22 protein-coding genes are annotated in these 22,573 nt (G+C 55.8%); 12 read left to right on the top strand and 10 right to left on the bottom strand.

Annotated features, from left to right (window positions below; all coding sequences use genetic code 11):
- Positions 1–264: 264 nt before the first annotated feature.
- From ABLV07_RS00500 to ABLV07_RS00485, 4 genes are read left to right on the top strand one after another with little or no spacing between them, the layout of a single operon-like run.
- Positions 265–1,077: an ABC transporter substrate-binding protein gene (locus tag ABLV07_RS00500; RefSeq protein ID WP_348853258.1), complete on the top strand. Its 813-nt coding sequence runs from the start codon at positions 265–267 to the stop codon at positions 1,075–1,077.
- Positions 1,078–1,082: 5 nt separating this feature from the next.
- Positions 1,083–1,901, top strand: a complete 819-nt coding sequence (locus ABLV07_RS00495; protein ID WP_348853259.1) for an amino acid ABC transporter ATP-binding protein — start codon at positions 1,083–1,085, stop codon at positions 1,899–1,901.
- Positions 1,898–2,650 carry an amino acid ABC transporter permease gene (locus tag ABLV07_RS00490; protein WP_161798764.1) on the top strand — a complete coding sequence of 251 codons (753 nt, stop codon included), beginning with the start codon at positions 1,898–1,900 and terminating at the stop codon, positions 2,648–2,650. The genes ABLV07_RS00495 and ABLV07_RS00490 overlap by 4 nt, the downstream gene beginning before the upstream one ends.
- The gene (locus tag ABLV07_RS00485) at positions 2,640–3,344 is read left to right on the top strand and encodes an amino acid ABC transporter permease (RefSeq protein ID WP_047076168.1); all 705 of its coding nucleotides are present in this window, start codon (positions 2,640–2,642) and stop codon (positions 3,342–3,344) included. Before ABLV07_RS00490 ends, ABLV07_RS00485 begins: the two co-directional genes overlap by 11 nt.
- On the opposite strand, the gene ABLV07_RS00480 is transcribed toward ABLV07_RS00485, so the two are convergent.
- Positions 3,304–4,212: a LysR substrate-binding domain-containing protein gene (locus ABLV07_RS00480; RefSeq protein WP_032707516.1), complete on the bottom strand. Its 909-nt coding sequence runs from the start codon at positions 4,210–4,212 to the stop codon at positions 3,304–3,306. The two genes, ABLV07_RS00485 and ABLV07_RS00480, sit on opposite strands and share 41 nt — an antisense overlap.
- A gap of 134 nt (positions 4,213–4,346) precedes the next feature.
- Between ABLV07_RS00480 and ABLV07_RS00475 the strand changes: the two genes are divergently transcribed.
- Both ABLV07_RS00475 and ABLV07_RS00470 read left to right on the top strand, forming a co-directional pair.
- On the top strand, positions 4,347–5,540 hold the full coding sequence (locus tag ABLV07_RS00475; protein WP_015368095.1) for an MFS transporter: 1,194 nt from the start codon (positions 4,347–4,349) through the stop codon (positions 5,538–5,540).
- 11 nt (positions 5,541–5,551) lie between these two features.
- Positions 5,552–6,733, top strand: a complete 1,182-nt coding sequence (locus ABLV07_RS00470) for an amidohydrolase (RefSeq protein WP_032713956.1) — start codon at positions 5,552–5,554, stop codon at positions 6,731–6,733.
- A gap of 17 nt (positions 6,734–6,750) precedes the next feature.
- Here the strand turns inward: ABLV07_RS00470 and ABLV07_RS00465 are convergent, their stop codons facing one another.
- Genes ABLV07_RS00465 through ABLV07_RS00440 form a run of 6 tightly spaced genes read right to left on the bottom strand, consistent with a single transcriptional unit; the run spans position 6,751 to position 13,518 of the window.
- The gene (locus tag ABLV07_RS00465; protein WP_015704522.1) at positions 6,751–7,446 is read right to left on the bottom strand and encodes a fimbria/pilus periplasmic chaperone; all 696 of its coding nucleotides are present in this window, start codon (positions 7,444–7,446) and stop codon (positions 6,751–6,753) included.
- Positions 7,415–9,007, bottom strand: a complete 1,593-nt coding sequence (locus ABLV07_RS00460; RefSeq protein ID WP_086631148.1) for a hypothetical protein — start codon at positions 9,005–9,007, stop codon at positions 7,415–7,417. The genes ABLV07_RS00465 and ABLV07_RS00460 overlap by 32 nt, the downstream gene beginning before the upstream one ends.
- 43 nt (positions 9,008–9,050) lie before the next feature.
- Complete coding sequence (locus ABLV07_RS00455; RefSeq protein ID WP_126338359.1) at positions 9,051–11,576, bottom strand: fimbrial biogenesis outer membrane usher protein; 2,526 nt, start codon at positions 11,574–11,576, stop codon at positions 9,051–9,053.
- Between the two features lie 25 nt (positions 11,577–11,601).
- Positions 11,602–12,270: a hypothetical protein gene (locus tag ABLV07_RS00450; RefSeq protein ID WP_015368090.1), complete on the bottom strand. Its 669-nt coding sequence runs from the start codon at positions 12,268–12,270 to the stop codon at positions 11,602–11,604.
- 57 nt (positions 12,271–12,327) lie between these two features.
- Complete coding sequence (locus tag ABLV07_RS00445; protein ID WP_015704519.1) at positions 12,328–12,915, bottom strand: common pilus major fimbrillin subunit EcpA; 588 nt, start codon at positions 12,913–12,915, stop codon at positions 12,328–12,330.
- A gap of 60 nt (positions 12,916–12,975) precedes the next feature.
- A complete protein-coding gene (locus ABLV07_RS00440; protein ID WP_015704518.1) occupies positions 12,976–13,518 on the bottom strand; it encodes a helix-turn-helix transcriptional regulator in 543 nt (180 codons plus the stop codon).
- A gap of 804 nt (positions 13,519–14,322) precedes the next feature.
- Between ABLV07_RS00440 and phnC the strand changes: the two genes are divergently transcribed.
- From phnC to phnE (ABLV07_RS00420), 4 genes are all read left to right on the top strand, one after another.
- A complete protein-coding gene (gene phnC, locus ABLV07_RS00435; RefSeq protein ID WP_047056111.1) occupies positions 14,323–15,165 on the top strand; it encodes a phosphonate ABC transporter ATP-binding protein in 843 nt (280 codons plus the stop codon).
- 32 nt (positions 15,166–15,197) lie between these two features.
- A complete protein-coding gene (phnD, locus tag ABLV07_RS00430) occupies positions 15,198–16,139 on the top strand; it encodes a phosphonate ABC transporter substrate-binding protein (protein ID WP_015368085.1) in 942 nt (313 codons plus the stop codon).
- Between the two features lie 69 nt (positions 16,140–16,208).
- Complete coding sequence (gene phnE, locus ABLV07_RS00425) at positions 16,209–17,081, top strand: phosphonate ABC transporter, permease protein PhnE (RefSeq protein WP_015368084.1); 873 nt, start codon at positions 16,209–16,211, stop codon at positions 17,079–17,081.
- The gene (gene phnE / locus ABLV07_RS00420; RefSeq protein ID WP_086630772.1) at positions 17,078–17,962 is read left to right on the top strand and encodes a phosphonate ABC transporter, permease protein PhnE; all 885 of its coding nucleotides are present in this window, start codon (positions 17,078–17,080) and stop codon (positions 17,960–17,962) included. The genes phnE (ABLV07_RS00425) and phnE (ABLV07_RS00420) overlap by 4 nt, the downstream gene beginning before the upstream one ends.
- A 58-nt stretch (positions 17,963–18,020) precedes the next feature.
- Here the strand turns inward: phnE (ABLV07_RS00420) and ABLV07_RS00415 are convergent, their stop codons facing one another.
- Both ABLV07_RS00415 and ABLV07_RS00410 read right to left on the bottom strand, forming a co-directional pair.
- Positions 18,021–18,686 (bottom strand): HAD family hydrolase, encoded by a 666-nt coding sequence (locus ABLV07_RS00415; RefSeq protein WP_086630771.1) that lies wholly within the window; start codon positions 18,684–18,686, stop codon positions 18,021–18,023.
- 80 nt (positions 18,687–18,766) lie between these two features.
- On the bottom strand, positions 18,767–19,564 hold the full coding sequence (locus tag ABLV07_RS00410) for a sulfite exporter TauE/SafE family protein (protein WP_032707511.1): 798 nt from the start codon (positions 19,562–19,564) through the stop codon (positions 18,767–18,769).
- A 101-nt stretch (positions 19,565–19,665) separates the two neighbouring features.
- Between ABLV07_RS00410 and ABLV07_RS00405 the strand changes: the two genes are divergently transcribed.
- Positions 19,666–20,463: a helix-turn-helix transcriptional regulator gene (locus ABLV07_RS00405; protein ID WP_015368080.1), complete on the top strand. Its 798-nt coding sequence runs from the start codon at positions 19,666–19,668 to the stop codon at positions 20,461–20,463.
- Between the two features lie 226 nt (positions 20,464–20,689).
- Positions 20,690–21,256 (top strand): NlpC/P60 family protein, encoded by a 567-nt coding sequence (locus ABLV07_RS00400; RefSeq protein ID WP_032712701.1) that lies wholly within the window; start codon positions 20,690–20,692, stop codon positions 21,254–21,256.
- A 64-nt stretch (positions 21,257–21,320) separates the two neighbouring features.
- Here the strand turns inward: ABLV07_RS00400 and phoE are convergent, their stop codons facing one another.
- Positions 21,321–22,373: a phosphoporin PhoE gene (gene phoE / locus ABLV07_RS00395; protein WP_015368078.1), complete on the bottom strand. Its 1,053-nt coding sequence runs from the start codon at positions 22,371–22,373 to the stop codon at positions 21,321–21,323.
- Positions 22,374–22,573 lie beyond the last annotated feature (200 nt).

Genomic DNA, 22,573 nt, shown 5'->3' with positions numbered 1-22,573 from the left:
GTCGGGTTTGCGTTGTTGTTATTTCAACCACAATCGCCGACGGGCGGGAAATATCAATTCCGAATTTGTAATCCTGGAAGATGCATATTCGCCGCTGCGCTTCGGTGACCAACCCCTTCCTGTAAAAGCGATTTGATTAACGGCAATATCCCCATTTTTATTAAGAGATTTTGGTTATAGATAAGAATTTTTTCTTCTTTGCCGGACGAGGCGCTTTTGTGGGAGCGTGATAAACACAAAACAAAACAGGGATTCAGGGGAATGATGATGCATAAAACTTATACCAAAATCGCTTTTGCGCTGGGCGCGCTGCTGCTGACCGCCCAGGTTCAGGCCGACCAGTTAGCCGATATCAAAGCCGCCGGGGTGGTGAAGGTCGCCACCTTCGACGCTAACCCGCCGTTTGGTTCCGTGAATGCGAAAACCCATCAACTGGTGGGTTACGACGTCGATTTCGCGCAGGCGCTGGCGAAATCTCTTGGCGTCAAGCTTGAGCTGGTGGCCACTAACCCGGCTAACCGTATTCCGCTGCTGCAGTCCGGTAAGGCCGACCTGATCGTCGCCGATATCACCATTACCCCGGAGCGCGCGCAGGTAATTGATTTCTCAACGCCCTACTTTGTAACCGGCCAGCAGTTCCTGGTTCCGTCTAAGTCGCCGGATAAACTGGATGACTACAGCAAAGCGCGCATCGGCGCGGTAAAAGGCACCACCGGCGAACAGGCGCTGCACCAGCGCTTCCCGCAGTCGCGGGTGCTCTCCTATGACGATATTCCATTGGCGCTGACCGCCCTGCGAAACGGCAACGTGCAGGCGATAACCCAGGACAGCACCATTCTCGCCGGGCTGCTGGCGGGCGCGCCGGATAAAGCCAACTTTAAAATTCTGCCGGATTTGCTGAGCAAAGAAGAAATTGGCGTCGGTGTGAAAAAAGGCGAGCCGGCGCTGCTGAAAGCGGTAAACGACGAGCTGGTTAAGCTGGAAAAATCCGGCCAGGCGGCGAAAATCTACGACACCTGGTTTGGCCCTGGCACCGCCTCTCCGCAGCCGCGCGCCTTTACCATAGAAGCGAAATAACCCAGATGTTTTCCGCCTTATTTTCACGCTCCGCGGCTTCGGCTGCGGATTTCTCGCATCTGCAGCAGGCCAGTATTACCTTTCGCGACGTGGTTAAACGCTACGGCGATCATCAGGTACTAAACGGCGTTAATTTAACGGTCAATCCCGGCGAAGTGGTGGCGATCCTCGGGCCATCAGGATCGGGTAAATCAACGCTGATCCGCCTGATCAACCAGCTTGAATCGTTAAGCGGCGGCGAGATCCTCATCGATGGCAAACCGACCCGCCGCCTGACCGGCAGCGCGCTGCGCCAATTGCGCAGCCGGGTCGGCTTCGTTTTTCAACAGTTCAATCTCTACGCTCACCTGACGGCGCAGGAGAATATTACCCTCGCGCTGGAGCGCGTGCACGGCTGGCAACACGATGCCGCCCAAAAGCGGGCGCTGGAATTACTCACCCAGGTCGGTCTCACGGATAAAGCGCGGCAGATGCCCGCTCAGCTCTCCGGTGGCCAGCAGCAGCGCGTCGCCATCGCCCGCGCCCTTGCCTCCTCGCCGCAAATCATCCTGTTTGATGAACCAACCTCGGCGCTGGATCCGGAGATGATCGGCGAAGTGCTGCAGGTGATGAAAGCCCTGGCCCACAGCGGTATCACCATGGTGGTGGTCACTCACGAGATGCAGTTTGCCCGCGAAATCGCCGATCGGGTGGTGTTTATCGACGGTGGCGAAATCCTCGAAACCGCGCCGCCGGCGGAATTTTTCGCCCGCCCGCAGCATGCGCGTACCCGCCGTTTTCTGCAGAAGGTGCTCGACCCGCTACATCAGAAGAGCGTTGAGTGATGGCGATTCTCGACTGGCATGGCGTGCTCAGCGGGCAGCCGCTGCAGTGGATTATCTCCGGTTTTCTCACTACCGTCTGGGTCAGCGTGGCCGGGATACTGCTGGCCACCGCGCTGGCGGTGCTACTGCTGGCGCTGCGTCTCGGCGGCGGACGCCCCGGCCGCTGGCTGGTGGCGGCGTGGGTATCGCTGTTTCGCAATACGCCGCTATTGGTCCAACTGCTGTTCTGGTACTTCGCCGCCTGGAACCTGCTGCCGCTGGCGGCGCGCGATTTTATCAACGACTCCCATAGCTGGTCGATTCTACCGGGCGACGTCTGGTGGCTGACGCCGGAATTTCTCTGCTCAATGTGGGGGCTCGGCGTATTTACCTCGGCATTTCTGGTGGAAGAGATTGCCGCCGGACTGCGCGCCGTCAGCCACGGCCAGCGCGAAGCGGCGCTGTCGCAGGGATTTAGCCCGTGGGGGGAATTACGTTTTATTCTGCTGCCGCAGGGGCTGGCCAACGCCTGGCAGCCGATTGTCGGCCAGTACCTGAACCTGATGAAACTCTCTTCGCTGGCCAGCGGTATTGGCTTCGCCGAGCTCACCTACCAGGTACGGCAAATCGAGAGCTATAACGCCCATGCGCTGGAGGCCTTTGCTGTCGGCACCGCGCTGTATCTGGCGCTGGGTATCGTTATGGGACTGGCGCTGACGCGCTTCGGTCCAGGATATCGTCAGCCACGGAGCGCACAACATGAACGCTAACCTCGCGGTGATCGCCGACAACCTTGATTATCTGCTGTGGGGACGGCTGGCGGAAGGCCAACCCGGCGGCGTGGCGCTCACCTTACTGATGGCCATCGGCGCGACCGCACTGGCGCTACCGGGCGGTATTCTGCTAGCCTGCGCCGCCTGGCGCTACGGCGGAGCGGTCCGTCGTCTGCTATTCCTGTGGGCGGAAATTATTCGCGGTATCCCGCTGATCTTCGTTATTTTCTGGCTGTGGTATCTGCTGCCGATGCTGACCGGCGGCGATCTACCGGGCGCAGTAACGGTCACCCTGGCGCTGGCGTGGTTCACCGCCGCCTCGGTGATGCACTCGGTGCTGGCGGGGCTGCGCTCCCTGCCCGGTGGCCAGCATGAAGCGGCGCTGACGCAGGGCTTCACTCCTGGCCAGACGCTACGCTTAATCCTGCTACCGCAGGCGCTGCGCAACGTCCAGCCGTCGCTGGTCGGCATTTTTATCGGCCTGCTGAAGGACACCTCGCTGGCGTTTATCGTCAACGTGCCTGAACTCACTACCGTCGCCGGGCAGGTCAATAACCGGGTGCAAATCTACCCGCTGGCGATATTCGTCTTTACCGGCGCAGTTTACTATTTACTGTGCTGCGCCCTCAGCCAGCTGGCGAACCGCCGTTTTACCAGGCGTAGCGCTGACAGGCGCTTCGCAGCCGATTGAGAAACAGCCGAGCATTGGCGGTGAGCGCCGATTTTTGCGACCACACCGCGCAATACTGCGCCGCCGGGAGCGTGGATACCGGCAGCGTGACCAGCTTTTCGCCAAGCTGCAGCGGCTGGTTCATGGCGCGCGCGACGATGGTCAAATAATCGGATTCCAGTACCATCTGCAAACCGACAATGACCGAGTCGGTGCGCAGCGGGGTAATCGACACCTGGCGATAAAAGTGAATCAGCTCGTTTTGTAACTGCTGGTAGTAGCCCATCGGCGACACCGGCAGCAGCCAGCGGGCTTTACGCAGCGCCAGCAGATCGCTCTCGTGCGCCAGCGGATGCCCCTTGCGCGCGATGACACAGAACGGCGCGGTAAACAGCGGTTCCAGCATCACCCCTTCCGGCGGATGCATCGGGTCGACCGATCCGATCGCCAGGTCTATCTCTCCGCTGCGGACGCCCGGCAGCAGCGACGAAAGCTGCCCTTCTTTCACCGTCATCTGCACCTGCGGCAGCGCCTGCTTAAACCCTTCGGCCACTTGCGGAAATACCGTCAGGGCAATCAACGACGAAAAGCCGACCGTCAGCCGACCGTGGGTGACATGGTTAATCTGTTCCACCTCATCCGCCGCGCGCCGCAGCTCCTCCAGCACCCACTCCGCGCGCTGTAAGAAAGCGATTCCCGCTTCGGTCAGGGCGACGCCTTCTTTACTACGCAGAAAAAGTTGCGTACCGAGGATTTGCTCCAGCTCACGTAATGTCCGGCTCAGCGCCGGCTGCGATTGCCCCAGTTCACGCGCCGCCGAACGGATGCTGCCGCTGCGCGCCACCTGCCGTAGCGCCTGCAGCTGGTTTAATTTGGGAAGATATTTCACCGCTCACCCCTATCAGAAAAAAGCATCACCTATAGAAAAATTATATCTTCCCGCCGCGCGGGTAAAGCCTGAGGATGCAGTAGGGGATTCCCCCACGACAACACATGCAACCATGAGACACCGGGCGGAAAAAAATGAAAAGTCAGTCTCAAATGATCTTCTTACTGTTTATCGGCTACGTGGTCGTTTATATCGACAAAACCGTCACCGGCTTCGCGCTGCTGCCTATCGAAAAGGAGTTCGGGCTCAACGCCGAACAACTGGGCTACATTACCGGCATCTTTTTTCTCGCCTATTCGCTGTTTCAGGTGCCGGCGGGCTGGCTTAACGATCGCATTGGCTACAAAACGATGCTGGTGCTGTCGCTGGCGGCGCTGGGGATATTCGCGCTGTGCTTTGGCCTGCTGGGAGCGAGCTTCGGCCTGCTGCTGCTGTTCCGCTTTCTGTCAGGCGTCGGCCATTCAGGCTATCCCTGCTCCTGCGCCAAGGCGGTGGTAAGCAACTTCACTCTGGAACAACGTACCTTCGCCCAATCGATATTACTGTCGTCAGCGGGACTGGCGATGACCATTGGGCCGATTATCGCCGTTAACGCGCTGGCGCTGCTCGGCTGGCATCTGTCGTTCACCGTACTGGGGATCGTGGCCTGCGCCATCGCTCTGCTGATCGCCCTGCGCGTGCCGCGCCGGCAACCGACGGCGGTGGTCGCGAAACAGAGCGCCGCCGGCGCCGCCCTGTGGCGTAACCCCACGGTAATCCTGCTCTTTCTGGCTATCTTTTGCGTCAATATTCCCAGCTATGGCCTGATGGCCTGGCTACCGAAGTTTTTTGTTCAGAGTATGGGGATGTCGCTGTCTGCATCCGGCTACGTGGTGGCCGCGGGCGGTCTGGGGATCTGGATCTCATCGCTCGGTACCGGCTGGCTGGTGGGTAAATATTTTCTCAATCGCGAACCGCTGGTCATCGCGATTAGCGCGCTAATCAGCGCCGTGGCGATCTTCGCTATCTTCCATGCCCGGACGCCGCTGACCGCCAGCCTGCTGCTGTTTATCGGCGAAATTTTCCTGATGTCGACCTTCGTCACCGCCTTTACCCTGCCGATGAAGCGCCTGCCGGAAAATATGATGGGCTCGGCCATCGGTCTGATTAATACCGGCGGTACTCTCGGCGGCTTTGTCTCGCCGATCGTCATTGGCTATCTGGTGGAGAAAACCCACGGTTACGCCAGCGCTTTCCTGTTTCTTTCACTGGCGATGGTTTGCTCCGCGCTGGCGGTGCTGCCGCTCATGAAACGTAAAACCGTCGTCAGTCAGCCCGTTATTGATTGAAGGAGTCACTGATGCATCACGCCACTGAACAATTAATTTCCGCCGCGGCCGAGGAAGCGCTGCGCTGGCGTCGCCATATCCACGCCCATCCGGATCTGTCGTTTAACGAGAAGCCGACCGCCGATTACATCGCCCGCGAGCTGGCGCTATTTTCCGGTCTCGAGATAAGCCGCCCGCTGGAAAATAGCGTGATTGCCGTACTGCGCGGCGCGCATCCGGGCCCGATGTGGGCGCTGCGGGCCGATATCGATGCCCTACCGCTCCAGGAAGAGAGCGGAGAAGCATTCTGCTCAACGAAGCCCGGCGTAATGCACGCCTGCGGTCACGACGCGCATACCGCGATGCTGATGGGGGCGGCGAAAGTCTTGTGCCAGCTTCGCGAACAGCTGCACGGCAGCATTAAATTCATCTTCCAGCCCGCGGAAGAGGTGCCGCCGGGCGGGGCGCGTGAGCTGGTTGAGCTTGGCGTGGTTGACGATGTCGAACATATTTTCGGCCTGCATGTTTTCCCCACCAGCCCGGTTGGCGTGATTACCCTGAAAGAGGGAGTGTACGTCGCTTCCAGCGATAACTTTGATATCACCATTCGCGGCAAAGGCGGCCACGGCTCGATGCCGCAGCACTGTATCGATCCGGTGACCATCGGCGCGGAAGTGGTCGGCGCGCTGCAGCAGATCGTCGCCCGCCATATCGATCCGGGCAACGCGCCGGTGCTGACTATCGCCACTTTTCAGGCCGGCGATAGCTATAACGTGATCCCCGACAGCGCGCGTCTGGCCGGGACGCTGCGTACCCATAACCAGCAGGTACGCGAGGCGGTGCCGCCGCTGATGGCGCGGATTATCGACGGCATCACCGCCGCCCACGGCGCCAGCTACGAAATCAAATGGCAGCAGGGCTATGCGGTGGGAAACAACCACGACGCCACCAATCATATCGCCCGCGAAGCTATAGCCCGCCACTTCCCGGCAGGCACGCTACAGCTGCAGGATAAGGCGCTATTCGGCAGCGAGGATTTCTCCTCCTATCAGGAGAAAATCCCCGGAACCTTCCTGTTTATCGGCTGCGGCAATGCGCAAAAAGGGGCGACGTGGAACGTGCACAACCCGCATTTTCGCATCGACGAAGATGCGCTGGCGGTCGGCATTAAGACCCATATCGCGCTGGTGAGTGAGTTGCTGAACGAGGAATAATTCAGACGATTGCCCGGCTATTTCACCGGGCAGTCATTGCTGATTTTAATAAATTTCTCGTTATAGATAATGTAGTGGTTGCCGGGCTTACGCAGCGACGGCTGGCGAACGACATCGCCGGGGCGCAGATACCAGGCGTCACCTTCCTCTTCCGTGGTGTCGCATCCCGGTTTTATCAGCAGCTTAAACCAGGTATTGCCGGTATTACTGACGCTCCCCGCCGCTTTATCGAACGCCCATTTAAACTGAACCTGCCGCGGGCGTACCACCAGAATGGTATCCATCACCACCACCGGCTCCATGCTGATCTGCCCGCCCGCCGGGGCGCGCATCACCAGGTTGCGGGTGGGAATTTCACGAAACGAGACCCGATAGTAGCGTTCGCGGTTATCCTTCGGCCCGTGATAATAGAACTTAAAATATTCGCTTTCACCCGCCTGCAGCGTCAGCTGGCGAGGGGCGAACAGCAGTTCGCCGTCCGCCGGGCGGGCACGAACCTCATGGCCGCCCGGCCGGTCGATACCCACCACCGACACCCGATATAGCCGCGCGCTTTTATTGTTGTTAATCACCCTTTTCGCCGCAAACTCAGCGTCAGAGGCCAGCGAAAAGGTCAGATTACCGACAGAAATCGCCTGCGCCAGCGGCGCGGCCAGCAGCCACAGGCTCGCCAGCGTCAGCTTAATTAATGTTACGCCACGTCGCCTGGACATGAATCTCTCCTGAAGCGCTGACCTCGCCAAACCAGCCGTTGTCGGTGATGGTGCGCAGCGAGATAGGATCGTCCATGGCAATCGAGAAGCGCACCGTTGTTTTATCCATCTGCCCCACATCGCCGGAAATATCAGTCCACGGCGTGGTCAGCCATAGCGCATCGGTCATGTCGTGCCAGCTATCGTCGCAGCCGGCGTCGTAACTTTTCGTCGCCCCGCTTTGGGTAATGAAAGAGAGCGACGCCGGGAATGGCACCTGCGCGGTACCGTCCGCCGAGCTGAACAGACAGTACGAGCGGCCGCTAATCGCCTGTGACGGACCGGTCACTTTAATCAACACCTCATCGGCGGCGGTTTTGCCGCTGGTGGTGACGATGTAGCCGAAGTCCAGCGCCGGTTCGCCGCTGCCGACGTAGCCCTCACGTGACGGCGCCGAAGTGTACTCATCGGAGATAATGCTGATGCTGAAATCACGCGGTTTGATAATCAGGCTATTGGATGTCGAGAATTCATACCAGCCGGATTCCGGCGAAGTGGTGTTATAAAAACGGAAGTTAAATAGATCTTTGGTGTTAATGTCGCTAATCCCCAACGCCACCATCTGCTTGAAAAAGTTACTCGAGAAAAAGACGTAAATAGAATCAGAGCTCTTCATCTCGTTGAAAGTGTAATACTGCAGAATGCCGTTGACCGGTTTCCATGAGTTACCGTCAAGGCTGAACTGCATATCGTAGTTACCTACTGCCGATGCCAGCGCAGAGTTACTGATAGCCGGGAAAATGTGAATCGAGCTGTTGCTTAATCCATTAGTTTGCAGCGTATAGTTAACCATTTTGCAGCTTAAACCGGAGCGAGAACCAATCGTTTGTGTACGGCAATCGGCATTGCCTTCGCCCAGCGTGGGCACGCCGTCGCTGTTGATAAACACTTCCGCCAGTGAGTGGGTGTTTATCAGGCGTAAGTGCCCCGCTTTGGTATGAGTTACGTCGCGGATATACCAGGTACCTGACGCCTGATCTTTGCAACGCTCGCCTTTGCTCGCATCGTAAGCGACCGATGTCTGACAGGAATTAATGGTCATCGTAAAAGTACCGCCGATCGGCATCTGCTGCAGGTATTGATAAAAGGCATCGGACATCATCCCGTGACGCCATTTCGTCCCGCTCCCCGTTGAGACGCCGTAAAATCCATTAGCATCAGTTGACTGGGGTAAAATCAGGCTGGTTGCCAGGTCGCATCCCGAGTACCAGTTAATGCACCGTAAACCCAGTAAAGGGTGAGAGACCGGCGCATTATCCAGCCACATATCAAACCGATAGTTAGCGGTGATCCCATGGTTGTGACCATCATCGATATAACCCAAGCTGACCTGACGGTACGCGGTATCACCAGAACCGGTTGATTTTAACCCGGTCCAGCGGTTTGAGCCGGTCAGGCGGGGATCCAGCGCGCCGCCAGGGGTGACAAAGAAGTTGTCATCAGAGTTGTTCTCGACAAAGACAAATTCACGCGCCGGAGCAGCGGCTTCAGAATATTTTGTCACCGCGGCATCAGCGTTCATCGCCAGCGGCGCGATCGTCAGCGTCGCCAAAGCGAGTAGCCACTTAGCTTTCATTACCTTCTCCTGTCTGCTGCACCGCCGCCCATGAAGAGAGACCGCTGCATACTACATCCCCTACCCACACCGCGCCGCGCGCCTGGCTGAGCTCCAGCGCCACTTCACAGGTTTTATTTCCGCCGTAGCTAAAATCGATGGTGGGATATTTTTTATCGACATCCATGACAAATTCACCGTTCTCATCGGTACGGGTGCGCCCGATATGGTTATTAATGCGCGCGTTCGCCAGCAGCGTGCCGTCTTCGGCGCGGATGCGCCCGGAGACGGTGACCATTTGCTTCACTTCCGGCTCGATCACCGCCACGTTACCGGGATAAAGCGTCAGGTGACTCTTACGACCGCTGACAATGTCGTAGCTGTCGAGCGAGTTTTTACTGTTCTGCAGTTCGACTTCATAGCGGCTGTACGGCGACAGCGGCAGGTAGTTGCGTTTACCGCTGAGCTGCACGATGCGCCCGTTAACCTTAGCGCTGAGCTTGCCGTCGTCTTCCAGACCGGTATTGAAGATCACCCCGGCATTGCCATCGGTTCTCCCGCTGGCGGCGATATTTTTCCCCTGCCAGCCGACGCTGCCGCTGGCGGTCAGGTTGGTATTCACGTAGCCGTCGGCGCCGCTGTTGACGTTCAGCGTGCCGTTGGTGTAGCGCGTTTCGAACTGCGTATAAGCGCCGCCGCTTAAGGTTTTGTCGTCGCCGGTATCGCCGGAAATCGCCCGCGAAATATTGGCGCCGACGGTTCGAATCGCCCCTTCATTAAACTGCTTACGCGCCGAAATGTTGGCCATGGTATAGCCGTTCTGATGGGTCATCCCGGCGCTGAACCAGTTGCCCAGCGGCAGAGATAAATCGAGGGCGATATATTTCCCGGTGTTGGCGTTGCTATCGCCGTTGTTATAGCGCTGTAAGCCCGCGCGCAGGCCTAGCGAGCCAAAAGAGCCGCTATAAATCGTCTGGTAATAATCCGCCGTGTAGTAATGGCTGTTGTAGCGGCGGTCATCGTTGTAGCTGATGCTAAAAGTGCCTAGTTTTGACCACAGGGCGTTCAGGTTCAGCGTGCCGCCGATCGCCCGGTTGTCGGCATCGCTGCGGCGCAGCTTATCGCCGATAACGGTCTTTTCCTGGTTAATCCACAGCGAGCTAAAGCCGCCGGGTAAGGTGGCGCTGACGCTGCCAATGCTGCTCCAGGAGCTGTCGCTGGCCAGCATGTTTTGCAGGTTGATATTCACCGCCTCGGTCAGCGGCAGCGTGATGCGCGTTTCGCCGACGGCATTGTTATCGTAACCGTAGCCGGTGGCCGCCCAACTGAGCGTACTCAGCGATCCGGAAGCCGATGCCCCCGCCAGCCAGCTCTCTTTCGCCGGCTGCGTCTTTTTACCGCTTTCCGACCAGCGGTCCATATGGAAACTGCCGCCCCAGATTTGCCAGGCCAGCGGCGCGCCCGCGCCGCGTCCGCGAGTAAACAGCTTGTTGACGCGTTGGGTGCGTTTGCTGACCACTCTTCCGTTGACGATAACTTCGACGTCAACGTCGTAAATACCGTACGGCAGGCCTCGGGTATCAACTTCATGATTCCCCATGACGAAGTTCTGCACGCTTAACAGGCGCCCGTCACGCATCAGGTGGACCTCGCCTGCCGCCGGTAAGAATGCCACCACCGGCGTCGCCGACTGGCTGTTATCAAATACCGTCGAGCTGGCCTGGTTGCCCCACGACGCGCCGTAGATTTTACCGGCCGAAATCGCGGTCATCGGCCCCAGCGATTGTAAGTTCCAGGTATCCAGCATCCCGCCGGCAAAACGGTGCCCGGCGAAGTCGCGCTCGTACATCGCTTTATACAGTTCGTTGTCCTGGTGGCTGGTGCCAATGCCGTACAGCGAGCCGTCGAGCACCACGTGATGCTCGCGCAGCGCGCTAACGCTATTGAGTGACAGATAGCTGGAGGTATTACTGCCGCCGCTACGCATCTGGTTGTTGTAGACCCCGAGGTTGTAGGTAAGGTTATTACTGAAAGTTTTAACGCTCGACTGGCCAATATCCTCGCTGCGCGACCGCAGCACGGTTCCCAGCGCCTCACGTTTCACCACCAGTTGCAACAGCAACTGGCGCAGACTAAGGTGTAGCTGCGCGGCATCGGTTAAGGGGATCTTCAGCGCGTCGTTGAAAGCCTCATTGGATAAACGACTGAGCTGTTGACGTGTCTCGTCGCTGACGCGAGCGTTGTCATCGCCCTCTTCGAGGGTGATTTGCCGAACCCGCAGCACGTCGCCATCAAGCCAGATATACGCGGCGCCGATACGCTGATCGTTCTGATTATCGCGGCTGCCTTCAAGATGAATAAACAGAGGAATGCTCATGCCGTCCTGCAAAGCCTGGCTGAAAGCCTGCGGGATAATCACGCCGCCGATTTGTTGCACGCGCTCGGCGGCCATGCTGTCGCTATAAGGCGCCAGCAAAAGAACCATGCCGGAGGCAAGCAGCGCGTTCAGTCCAGGGGTGATCCGTCGTAAAGGCATAGTCTTAATCCATCAGCACACATGTCTATTTCACGGGAACAAACTGCTCGCCCTGCCAGAGCGCGACCCGTCCTTTTTTGTCAGCAATATTGACGCGCGTGAAGCGACGCGATTTCCCCGGCATCAGGTAGTAGTTTTCTTTGCACTCTTTGCCATCGGCGATTTTCAGACACGGGCCGTAGGCGATGATGCGCAGGGTGGCGTTACCGGTATTGGTCAGCGTGTCGCCGGCAAACTGGTAGCGAAAATTAGCCTGACGCGGCGCCACCACCAGAATGGTGCCGATGCGGGCTGAAGCGGTGGCCACCGCGCTGCGCTGGGAGCCATTGCGCTGGGCATCGCTTAAGGCCTGATCGAACCAGACAATGCGGTAGTAGCGCTCTTTATCATCCGCCGGGCCTTTGTAGAAAAAGCGCACCACTTCACTGGCCTTTGCGGGCAATAACAAGCTGGCGGGGGTCAACAGGACTTCATCCTGTTTATCCATCGGGATCACTTTGCCGCCATCCAGCGGTGAAGAGAGACGTTCCAGATGAATGTTGATTAAGCGGCCGCTGTCGGTGGTATTTTTAATCTCTTTACTCAGCGTGCTGCTGCCGCTGTTCATAAAGGAAGAGATATCGCCGACATCCAGCGCCAGCGCGGGATTCGCCAATCCCAGCAGCAGGCCAATGGCCAGAAGATGTTTTTTCATAAGCGTTCAGTCCATGAAGAGGCAGGGGTATTCCCCCTGCCCGGTGCTACGAGAAAATCAGCTGGTCCAGGTTGCGTCGAACTGCACGCTCACGTCACCGCTCCAGATCCCTTCCGGCAGCGTGCTGTAATCGGTTACCGCGGTGGTGCCGTCGGTGGTACCGCTGATGATGGAGAAGTTAAAGCCGTCCTGCGCGGTGGTGCGGCCTGCGGTGTTGTAGCCGTTAGACAGCGCGCTGAGGTTGCCGCCCAGTACGCCGTTAGCGGTGTCGATCATGATGGTGTCAGCACTCTTTTCTACCGCGGCGCCGTTATAATCCACGCCCACGCTCAGCGTTGAGCCGGAGGTATCCAGCTGAGTCAGAGTGTTAGTAATAAGACGTGAAGTCAGTTTGAAGGCAGTCGCCGTGGTATCGCCTTCAACCGCAACATCAAACAGACCTTTTTGTGAGTTAAAGCCTTTAATCCCTTCGGCATACTGGAAAGCCAGGCTGCCAAGCGGGGTAACAACCAGTTTGCTGGAAGTGTCTTTTTTCGCGGTTGCAGACCAGGTAGCAACGGCCTGAGCAGTGACATCAGCAGCCTGAGCAACACCCATTCCAGCAAACGCCGTTACCAGAGCAATAGCAATAACCTTTTTTTTCATAGCTTTTTCATCCTGAGTTTAATTAAGGACAAGTCGTCCCGGTGTACCACTAAATAAACGTTACATAACTAATTTATAAATTTTTGAATACAGCTTGGCCTCAGCATTTCGCCGATGGGTATAAATAGTTTTCACACTGCAATTTTCAATTCTGGCGATAGATTTCGGATGCATTCCTTGGGCCGTCATTCTGATCACCGTCATTTCCCGGTCAGTAATTTTTTCTTTCTTAATATCTTTACGCAGAAACCGACCATTAATTACATAGGCCAGATCTTTTCTTATATCGCGCGCGAGGTCGACATACACCACGCCGCGAATATCACCGTTGTAATACCAATAATTGGCTAACGCTTCTGACTTTCTCGCGGCAATCAGAATGATTTGTTTGCCCTTGGCCTTGGCTAACCAGTCGTTGTCATAGCGAATAAAGTAATTTAATGCATTGGTACTCAGATTGATAAACAAAAAGTCCTTACATATTTTATCCAGTGACAAATAAATAAGTTCTTCGATATCTAAGATGAGTTCCGACAAGCCTTTTAAAAAATAAGTATCATGTGCTGGCCAAATACACTTATCAAGGGAGCATTGATCGTCCATATACTGTTTATCCTCTTCATCCTGGAATACTACCTTTCACCCCATCGCCGATAGCCAGGCCTGCAGAGATTAAACCTGCAAATTACCCCTGTTTAAATTGGTCATAATAAAACACCAGCGGCATTATTTAATCATTAATAATGTCGAAATTATTTATCGATTTATATTTTTTTGTTGGATTCAAATTTAGGTTTTTTCTGATTAAGTGTCAACAAGCAGGATGTGAAGCTAATTCTCATTTATGTCAATTTTTTGCTTTTTGCAGAAATCCTATTTTTTGCTCAAAAACAAAAAACATTTAATTTCATGTGGTTATTGATCGAAAATTCCTACAATCCGAATCGATTATTATATCATCCAGGATCATAACCCTAATTCATTAGGAATATTCTTAATGGATGAGATAAATGAAGTTGCGAAAAATCTTAATAACACATAAAAGTAAGAAGATAATACCGCAAAATAGCCATTTACAAGACGATCCGCCCAATCATAAGCTGCGTGAATGGTTTTAAGCACCGCACAAAATGCCTAAACATAAACATAAAAACCGCTTGCAGAGGACTATTAGTCCCATGAAAGAATGATATCTAAGAGAATGAGATTAGTTCTCATATTTCTTTCTTATTTGCTCTCATTTTCATTAGTGTAGACCATCACGCTATGATTGCCGCTGGCATGTTTCTTTTACCTTGCAGGTAAGCGTTTCATCACGCTTTCATTATTTTTTCGCCTTACCGTCATCGAAAGTTCACACAAAACGCGATTAATAGTGACCAGTTTATGACGAACCAGGACACTCTTATGAACAGCTCTCTTGCCGCGGTGGCGGAAACCGAATTTTCGCTAATTACGCCCATCGCCCCAACCCGGCAGCGGAAAGTCTTAAGCGTGCGCAACCTGAGTAAATCTTATAATGCGCAGCAAACCGTGCTCGATAACATCAGCTTTGACCTCCATGCCGGCGAGCTGGTGGGCGTGATTGGCCGCTCGGGAGCCGGGAAATCCACGCTACTTCATGTCCTGAACGGCACTCATAGCGCCACCGGCGGTGAAATACTCAGCTTTCCGGAAGTCGGTATGCCGCATGATGTTTCACGCCTGAAAGGACGCGCGCTCAATGCCTGGCGCAGCGAATGCGGCATGATTTTCCAGGACTTCTGCCTCGTGCCGCGCCTTGATGTGCTGACTAACGTACTGCTCGGCCGCCTGAGTCAAACCTCAACCCTGAAGTCGCTGTTTAAGGTTTTCCCCGACGCCGACCGGGCGCGCGCGATTTCCCTTCTCGAGTGGATGAATATGTTGCCGCACGCCCTACAGCGGGCGGAAAACCTCTCCGGCGGCCAGATGCAGCGCGTAGCGATTTGCCGTGCGCTGATGCAAAACCCCGGGATCCTGCTGGCGGATGAACCCGTCGCCTCGCTCGATCCCAAAAACACCCAGCGCATCATGAATGTACTGCGGGAAATCAGCGACCAGGGGATTAGCGTGATGGTCAACCTGCATTCGGTCGAACTGGTCAAAGAGTACTGCACCCGGGTCATTGGCGTCGCCAAAGGCCGCATCATATTCGACGATCATCCGGCACAGCTGACTCAGGATGTCCTGCATCGGTTGTACGGCGATGAAATTAGCCAATTGCATTAATTTCCTTTAGTTAAAAACACACAGGCAAAATAATGAACAAACATATAAATGGCGCAGTTCGTTTATCCGCAGCAATCGCAGCTCTGTTACTGACGTGGCAAGCGAGCGCCGCTGAACAGCCGAAGGAATTAAATCTGGGGATCCTCGGCGGTCAAAACGCCACGCAGCAAATTGGCGATAACCAGTGCGTGAAACAGTTTCTTGATAAAGAGCTGAAGGTCGATACCAAATTACGTAACTCATCCGATTATTCTGGCGTCATTCAGGGACTGCTGGGCGGGAAAGTCGATGTCGTATTAAGTATGTCGCCTTCTTCTTATGCCTCGGTCTATATCAATAACCCGAAAGCCGTAGATATTGTCGGTATCGCCGTTGACGATAAAGATCAATCCCGCGGCTACCACTCGGTGGTCATCGTCAAAGCTGACAGCCCGTATAAAACGCTGGACGATTTAAAAGGCAAAGCTTTTGGCTTCGCCGACCCGGATTCCACTTCCGGTTATTTAATTCCAAACCACGCCTTTAAACAGAAATTCGGCGGCGACGCGGATAACAAATACAATAACTTCTTCTCCAGCGTGACCTTCTCCGGCGGCCACGAACAGGACATTCTCGGCGTGCTGAACGGCCAGTTTGCCGGCGCGGTCACCTGGACCTCGATGGTCGGCGACTACAACAGCGGCTACAGCGTGGGCGCTTTCAATCGCCTGATTCGCATGGATCATCCGGATCTGATGAAGCAAATCCGTATTATCTGGCAATCGCCGCTGATCCCGAACGGCCCGATCCTCGTTAGCAATGCGCTGCCGGCGGACTTCAAAGCCAAAGTCGTCACCGCGCTTAAAAAACTGGATACCGACGATCACGCCTGTTTCGTGAAAGCGATGGGCGGTACTCAGCACATCGGCCCGGGCAGCGTGGCCGATTTCCAGCAGATCATCGATATGAAACGCGAACTGGTTAGCGCGCGTTAATCCCGTACTGATGCCGCCGTCCGCGGATCAATGCGGACGGCGGCGCTACGTTAAAGACCTTTTCGCCGCATGAATAATACCCATACCGAATTTGAACGTTATTACCAGCAGGTCAGGACGCGGCAAAAGCGCGATACCTTCGGCTGGTCGTTGGTGCTGCTGGCGCTCTACTTTGCAGCCGGGCACGCCGCCGAGTTTAATCTGCCCACTATCTGGCGCTCGTTGCCAAACTTTCTCGACTATATGTTCGAGACGCTGCCGACGCTGCATCCGGGCGTTCTGTTAGCCGATTCACATACCAAAGGCTCGCTGGCGTACTGGGGCTATCGCCTGCCGATTCAGCTACCGCTGATTTGGGAGACGCTGCAGCTGGCGCTGGCCTCCACGCTGGTGGCGGTCGCGGTAGCGACAATACTGGCTTTCCTCGCCGCCAATAATGCCTGGTCACCCGCGCCGCTACGCTTCGCCGTTCGCGTGCTGGTGGCCTTTTTACGCACCATGCCTGAGCTGGCCTGGGCGGTCATTTTCGTCATGGCGTTCGGTATCGGCGCGATCCCCGGTTTTCTGGCGCTGATGCTGCATACGGTCGGCAGCCTGACCAAACTGTTCTACGAAGCGGTGGAAAGCGCGCAGGATAAACCGGTGCGCGGGCTGGCGGCCTGCGGGGCATCGGCGCTGCAGAAGGTGCGCTTTGCCCTGTGGCCGCAGGTGAAACCGATTTTTCTCTCCTACGGTTTTATGCGCCTTGAGATCAACTTCCGCTCATCCACCATTCTTGGCCTGGTAGGGGCCGGCGGGATCGGCCAGGAGCTGATGACCAACATTAAGCTCGATCGTTACGATCAGGTCAGCATGACGCTGCTGCTGATCATTATTGTGGTGTCGCTGCTGGATATGCTTTCCGGCCGCCTGCGCCAGTGGGTTCTGGAGGGGAAAAAATGAGTCAATGGCAACATCAACCGGATATCGCCGCCAGCCGCCGCCAGCATCAGGCGCTGTATAAGACCCAAGGGCGATACCTGCGCTATGTCGGCCTGCTGGCGCTGGCGAGCGTACTTTATTACGTCTGGTTCTTTATGCAGTTCGGTATCAGCAGCGAACAACTGACTACCGGACTACAGCAGATGGGACGCTATCTGCTGCGGATGTTTGTCTGGCACGACTTCTGGAACTGGCCGTTTGCCTATTACTTCACGCAAATCGCCATTACGCTTGCCATCGTCTTCGCCGGGACGATTACCGCGACGGTCATCGCGCTGTTGCTGTCATTCCTGGCGGCGCGCAATATTATGCGCGGCGTGATTCCCGGCATTATCGCCGTGTTGATGCGCCGCTTGTTTGACATGCTGCGCGGTATCGATATGGCTATCTGGGGTCTGATTTTCGTGCGCGCCGTAGGGCTCGGGCCGCTGGCGGGGGTACTGGCGATTATTATGCAGGATACCGGCCTGCTGGGCCGCCTGTATGCTGAAGGCCATGAGGCGGTAGACCGTTCGCCGGGCCGCGGCCTCACCGCCGTCGGCGCTAATGGTCTGCAGAAACACCGCTTCGGCATTTTCACCCAGTCGTTCCCGACTTTCCTGGCGCTGAGTTTATATCAGATTGAATCCAACACCCGTTCCGCCGCGGTGTTAGGTTTTGTCGGCGCGGGGGGGATTGGCCTCATTTACGCGGAAAATATGCGTTTGTGGAACTGGGATGTGGTGATGTTTATTACCCTGTTGCTGGTCGCGGTGGTCATGGTGATGGACACCCTCTCCGCCTGGCTGCGCCGCCGTTACATCGGCGGCAGCGTAGTGCCGTTGTATCAAAGTCCGCTATAACCCCCTCTCCCCGGTGGCGCTACGCTTACCGGGGCTACCAATCAGGGAAAACGTCTCGTTATTCGATCCGCCACGCCAGCACTGGCCAGCCGTACCGGGCGTTGGCTGCCTGCAGCTGCGGACACGGGTTGACCAACCGCACGCGATCCGCATGCAGGCACAGGGGCAGGTCGTTTATCGAATCGGTATAAAAAGTGACTTCGCCAGTATAGTCAGGATGCGCCTCCCGCCACTGCGCAAGGCGCGTCACTTTACCCTGCTGATAGCTCGGAGTACCGGCAATCACACCGCTGTAGCCGCCATCCGCCATTTCAACATCAATACCCAACGCCTGTTCAATCCCCAGCTCGGCGGCTATCGCCTGCACCAGCAGCGTTACCGAGGCGGAGATCACCAACATTTTCTCCCCTCGCGCCTGTAAGGTACGAATAACGTCCCATGCCTGCGGGTAGACCCGCGGCAACACCTTTTCGCGCACAAACCGCGCCACCAGCTTATCCACCTGCGTCTGCGGGATGCCGATCAGCGGCGCCTGAATCAGCGCAACATAATCGGCGATATTCATTTCCCCGCGGTCGTAATCCGCCATCAGCTGCGCCTCGCGCGCCAGATATTCCGGATCGCTCACCCAGCCTTCGCGCACCATAAACTGGCTCCACAGCGTACTACTGTCCCCTTTAATCAGGGTGTTATCCAGATCGAAAATCGTCACAGCATTAGACATCGGTCATTTTCCATAATCAGTAATATAAGCCTGCGAGAGCATGTATAAAGAAGATGACAGGAGCATGATCCGGCTGCGTTTCAGCCCACCCCGCCAAAGCACATCGCCAGCAGCACCAGTAGCAATAGTAGCGGGTAGATCCGCACGTGCCAGCGATCGGGGAGTTTTGCCAGCCAGCGCGATGCGCCCCGCAATCCCAACCAGCTCCCGGCCACCAGCAGCCCGGCCGCCAGCCACCAGATATTACCGATGAAACCGGAGGGCAGCGCCGCCATCGGCGCCATCAGCAGCCACGTCAGGCTGGCGGTCGCCGCCAGCGGCAGCGTCAGCAGGTTGGCCATTGCCGCGGCCTGCGCCATCGTCGCGCCACGCCGGCGCATCAGCGGCACGGTCATCACGCTGCCGCCAACGCCAAGGAAGGCGGCAATCAGGCCAATCCCGCCGCCAAGGATAGTCTCGCGCCCTGCACTCGACGGTGCGCAAGCCGTCGACGGCGCCATAAAGCCGGGGCGAACGTAGCAATCCACCATGGTCACCGCCAGGTACAAAATGAACAGCCAGCGGATCCACTCGCCGTTAACCCTCAGCGCCAGCGCCGCGCCGGCAATACCGCCGATGGCGATGCCGCCAAGTATCGGCAGCAGGGAGCGCCAGTGAACCGTTCCGACGCGCAGGTGGCGGCCGCTTGCCAACAGCGACGTGCACAGCATCACCAGCGCCGACGTCGCTACCGCTATTTGCATCGCCTGACCGCCTACTGTGCCCTGATGGCTCAGCAACAGGTAAAGCAGCGGCACGGTAACAAAGCCGCCGCCGAAGCCAAACAGCCAGGTGGTTACCCCGGATAACAGTCCACAAACAAAAAGCCCAAATATCATATACCGTTCCTCCATTCAGGGAGGTAACGATATAGAATAGCGGAATGGCTGACTTACGATTAAAAGCCAATATATTACGATTTTCAGCCAGGAGAGTACGCATGCGCAATATCGCGATTAATGATGTCGATCATCTGCCGCGCCGGGTATTAGGCCTGGGTAGCGATTATCCGCCTGACACCCTTTTACCGCGCCATCATCACCGGCGAGCGCAGTTTCTCTATGCCGTGAATGGCTTGATGAAAGTCGAAACCGATGACGGTCAGTGGCTGGTGCCGCCGTTCAGCGGCGTATGGATACCCGCTAACAAACCGCATCGCGTCTGGATGCCGGGCGTGAGCACCCATAGTCTGTATATCGAACCGCAGGACGCGCCGCGCGCCGGGGTACGCTGCGAAGTATTGCAGGTTTCGCCGCTGCTACATCAACTGCTATTGGCCGCCTGCCAGTTGCCGCTGTTGTATGAAGAGAGCGGACATGATGCGGCGCTTATCGCCCTATTACTGTTTGAACTGCAGGCCGCCCCGCCGCTGCCGATGTTTACGCCGCTACCGCAACATCCGCGGCTGGCTGAACTATGCAGCGCGTTTCTCCGCCAACCGGAGATTCACAGCACGCCGGAGCTGTGGGCCCAAAAGATGAGTCAAAGCCTGCGTACCTTCAACCGCCGCTTTTTGCAGGAGACCGGGATGGCGTTTCGCGACTGGCGTCATAAAGCCTGCCTGATGTACGCTCTCACCGCCCTGCGAGAAGGGCGAAGCATTACCGACGTGGCGTTAAGCCTTGGCTATGAGCATCCGGCGGCGTTTACCGCCATGTTCCGCAAAGCGATGGGCTATGCGCCAGCCTCTTTTATCCGCCATCTTAAAGGAGGCACGCCTGTCTCTCGCGTCAGATAAATAAGAACATCCTGATTCTGGCCTGTTATATTTTGATTTAGATAGTAAACATTTATTAATAAATAAAATCACCGCGTTTACTATCTGAAAAATGTGCTTATTACGGTACCGGCGAATTTATGCCTGCGGTACGTAAGTTTTCGTAAATTTTGCGTTTCATCATTCTGACGTTTCCCTGAATACGCTATAAATGGCGACGGTCGATCCCTAACATGAAAATAACGACATGAAGCCCAAACTCAGCCACGCTTTATTACTTGTTCCTTTATTGATTTTGGCAGGATGTTCATCTTCCCCAAAAAAACCGCCCAAGGCGGTGGCGCAGCATCATTATGAGCCGATCGACAGCGGCTCCGACGATCTGATACCGGTGCTGGCCGCCCTGCACGATCAGATGCACACCTGGGACGGCACCCCTTATGAATGGGGCGGCACCGACCAGAGCGGCGTCGACTGTTCCGGCTTTGTCTGGCGTACGCTGAAGGACCGCTTCAATCTGCCAATGGACCGCGTGACCACCGGCGATCTTCTGCATATGGGCGTGCGGGTTAGCAAGCAGCAGTTACGACCTGGCGATTTAGTCTTCTTCCGCATTCACGGCGGCATGCACGTCGGTTTCTACGATACTGACCACAACTTCCTGCACGCCTCCGCCAGCCAGGGCGTCATGCGTTCGTCTCTGGATAATCCGTACTGGAACCGCGTCTTTTATCAGGCGCGGCGCTTGCCGAAGGAATATAACGCGCAGATCACCATGAATAACGACGATCTGCATCTGGCGAAAAACCGCTAATCCTGACAAATAAAAACCGCGGCGCTCAGGGCCGCGGTTTTTATTTTTATTACGCTCAGTTTTATCAGAACTGATAGGTCATCCCCAGCGCGACGATGTCGTCATCGTTAATACCGAGCTTATTATCGCTCTTCAGCTGGTTAATTTTGTAATCCACAAAGGCGTTCATGTTTTTGTTGAAGTAGTAGGTCAGGCCGACGTCAATATAATTGACCAGATCTTCGCTGCCGACACCTTCAATATCTTTGCCTTTCGACAGTACATAGCCCAGAGACGGACGCAGACCGAAATCGAACTGATACTGGGCGACCGCTTCAAAGTTCTGCGCTTTATTAGCAAAACCACCGCTGATCGGGGTCATTTTGCGGGTCTCAGAGTACATTGTCGCCAGGTAGATATTGTTGGCGTCGTACTTCAGGCCGGTAGCCCAGGCTTCCGCTTTGGAGCCCTGGCCGCGCGCCAGCAGGTTCTGATCGTTGGTACGGTCAGAACTGGTATAAGCCGCGCTGACGGCGAAATCACTGCCGCCGAAATCATAGCTTAAAGAGGTGCCGAAGCCGTCGCCATTCTGTTTTTTCGCTTCACGGCCTTCGTTTTTGCCCTGATATTGCAGGGTCATATTCAGACCATCCACCAGGCCGAAGAAATCAGTGTTGCGGTAGGTCGCCAGGCCGCTGGCGCGTTTGGTCATGAAGTTATCGGTCTGCGCGGAGGAGTCGCCGCCGAACTCCGGGAACATATCGGTCCAGGCTTCAACGTCGTACAGCGCGCCGAGGTTACGACCATAGTCAAATGATCCAAACTCTTTTAACTTCACGCCGGCAAACGCCAGACGGGTTTTCTGCGAAGAATCGCTTTCGGTTTTATTGCCGGAGAATTCGGATTCCCAGCGGCCATAACCGGTCAGTTGATCGTTGATCTGCGTTTCGCCTTTGATACCGAAGCGAACGTAGGTCTGGTCGCCATCCTTGCTGTCATAATCGCTGAAGTAGTGCATGGCTTTCACTTTGCCGTACACGTCCAGTTTATTGCCGTCTTTATTGTATACTTCCGCTGCCTGTGAAGCCGAAGAAGCAACAAAACCCATCATCATTAATGCCAGTGAACGCTTTTTCATTATGTGGTCCTGGTGATTTATTTACACGCGCTTATCAATTCCGGGCGAAGGCCCCGTCAAAAACTGGAGGTTTTTTAACGCTGTAGTGTTAAATATTTATGACGAAATGGAACTTTTTATAAAAAAGAATGTTTAAATATTTCCGTCATAAATATGTCACCTTGCCTGCGCAGAATGCCCGATCCGCGCAATAAAATGGC

It is taken from the genome of Klebsiella sp. CN_Kp097 (assembly GCF_040064495.1).
Lineage (GTDB): Bacteria > Pseudomonadota > Gammaproteobacteria > Enterobacterales > Enterobacteriaceae > Klebsiella > Klebsiella aerogenes.
This window is presented reverse-complemented; position numbering and strand designations above follow the sequence as displayed.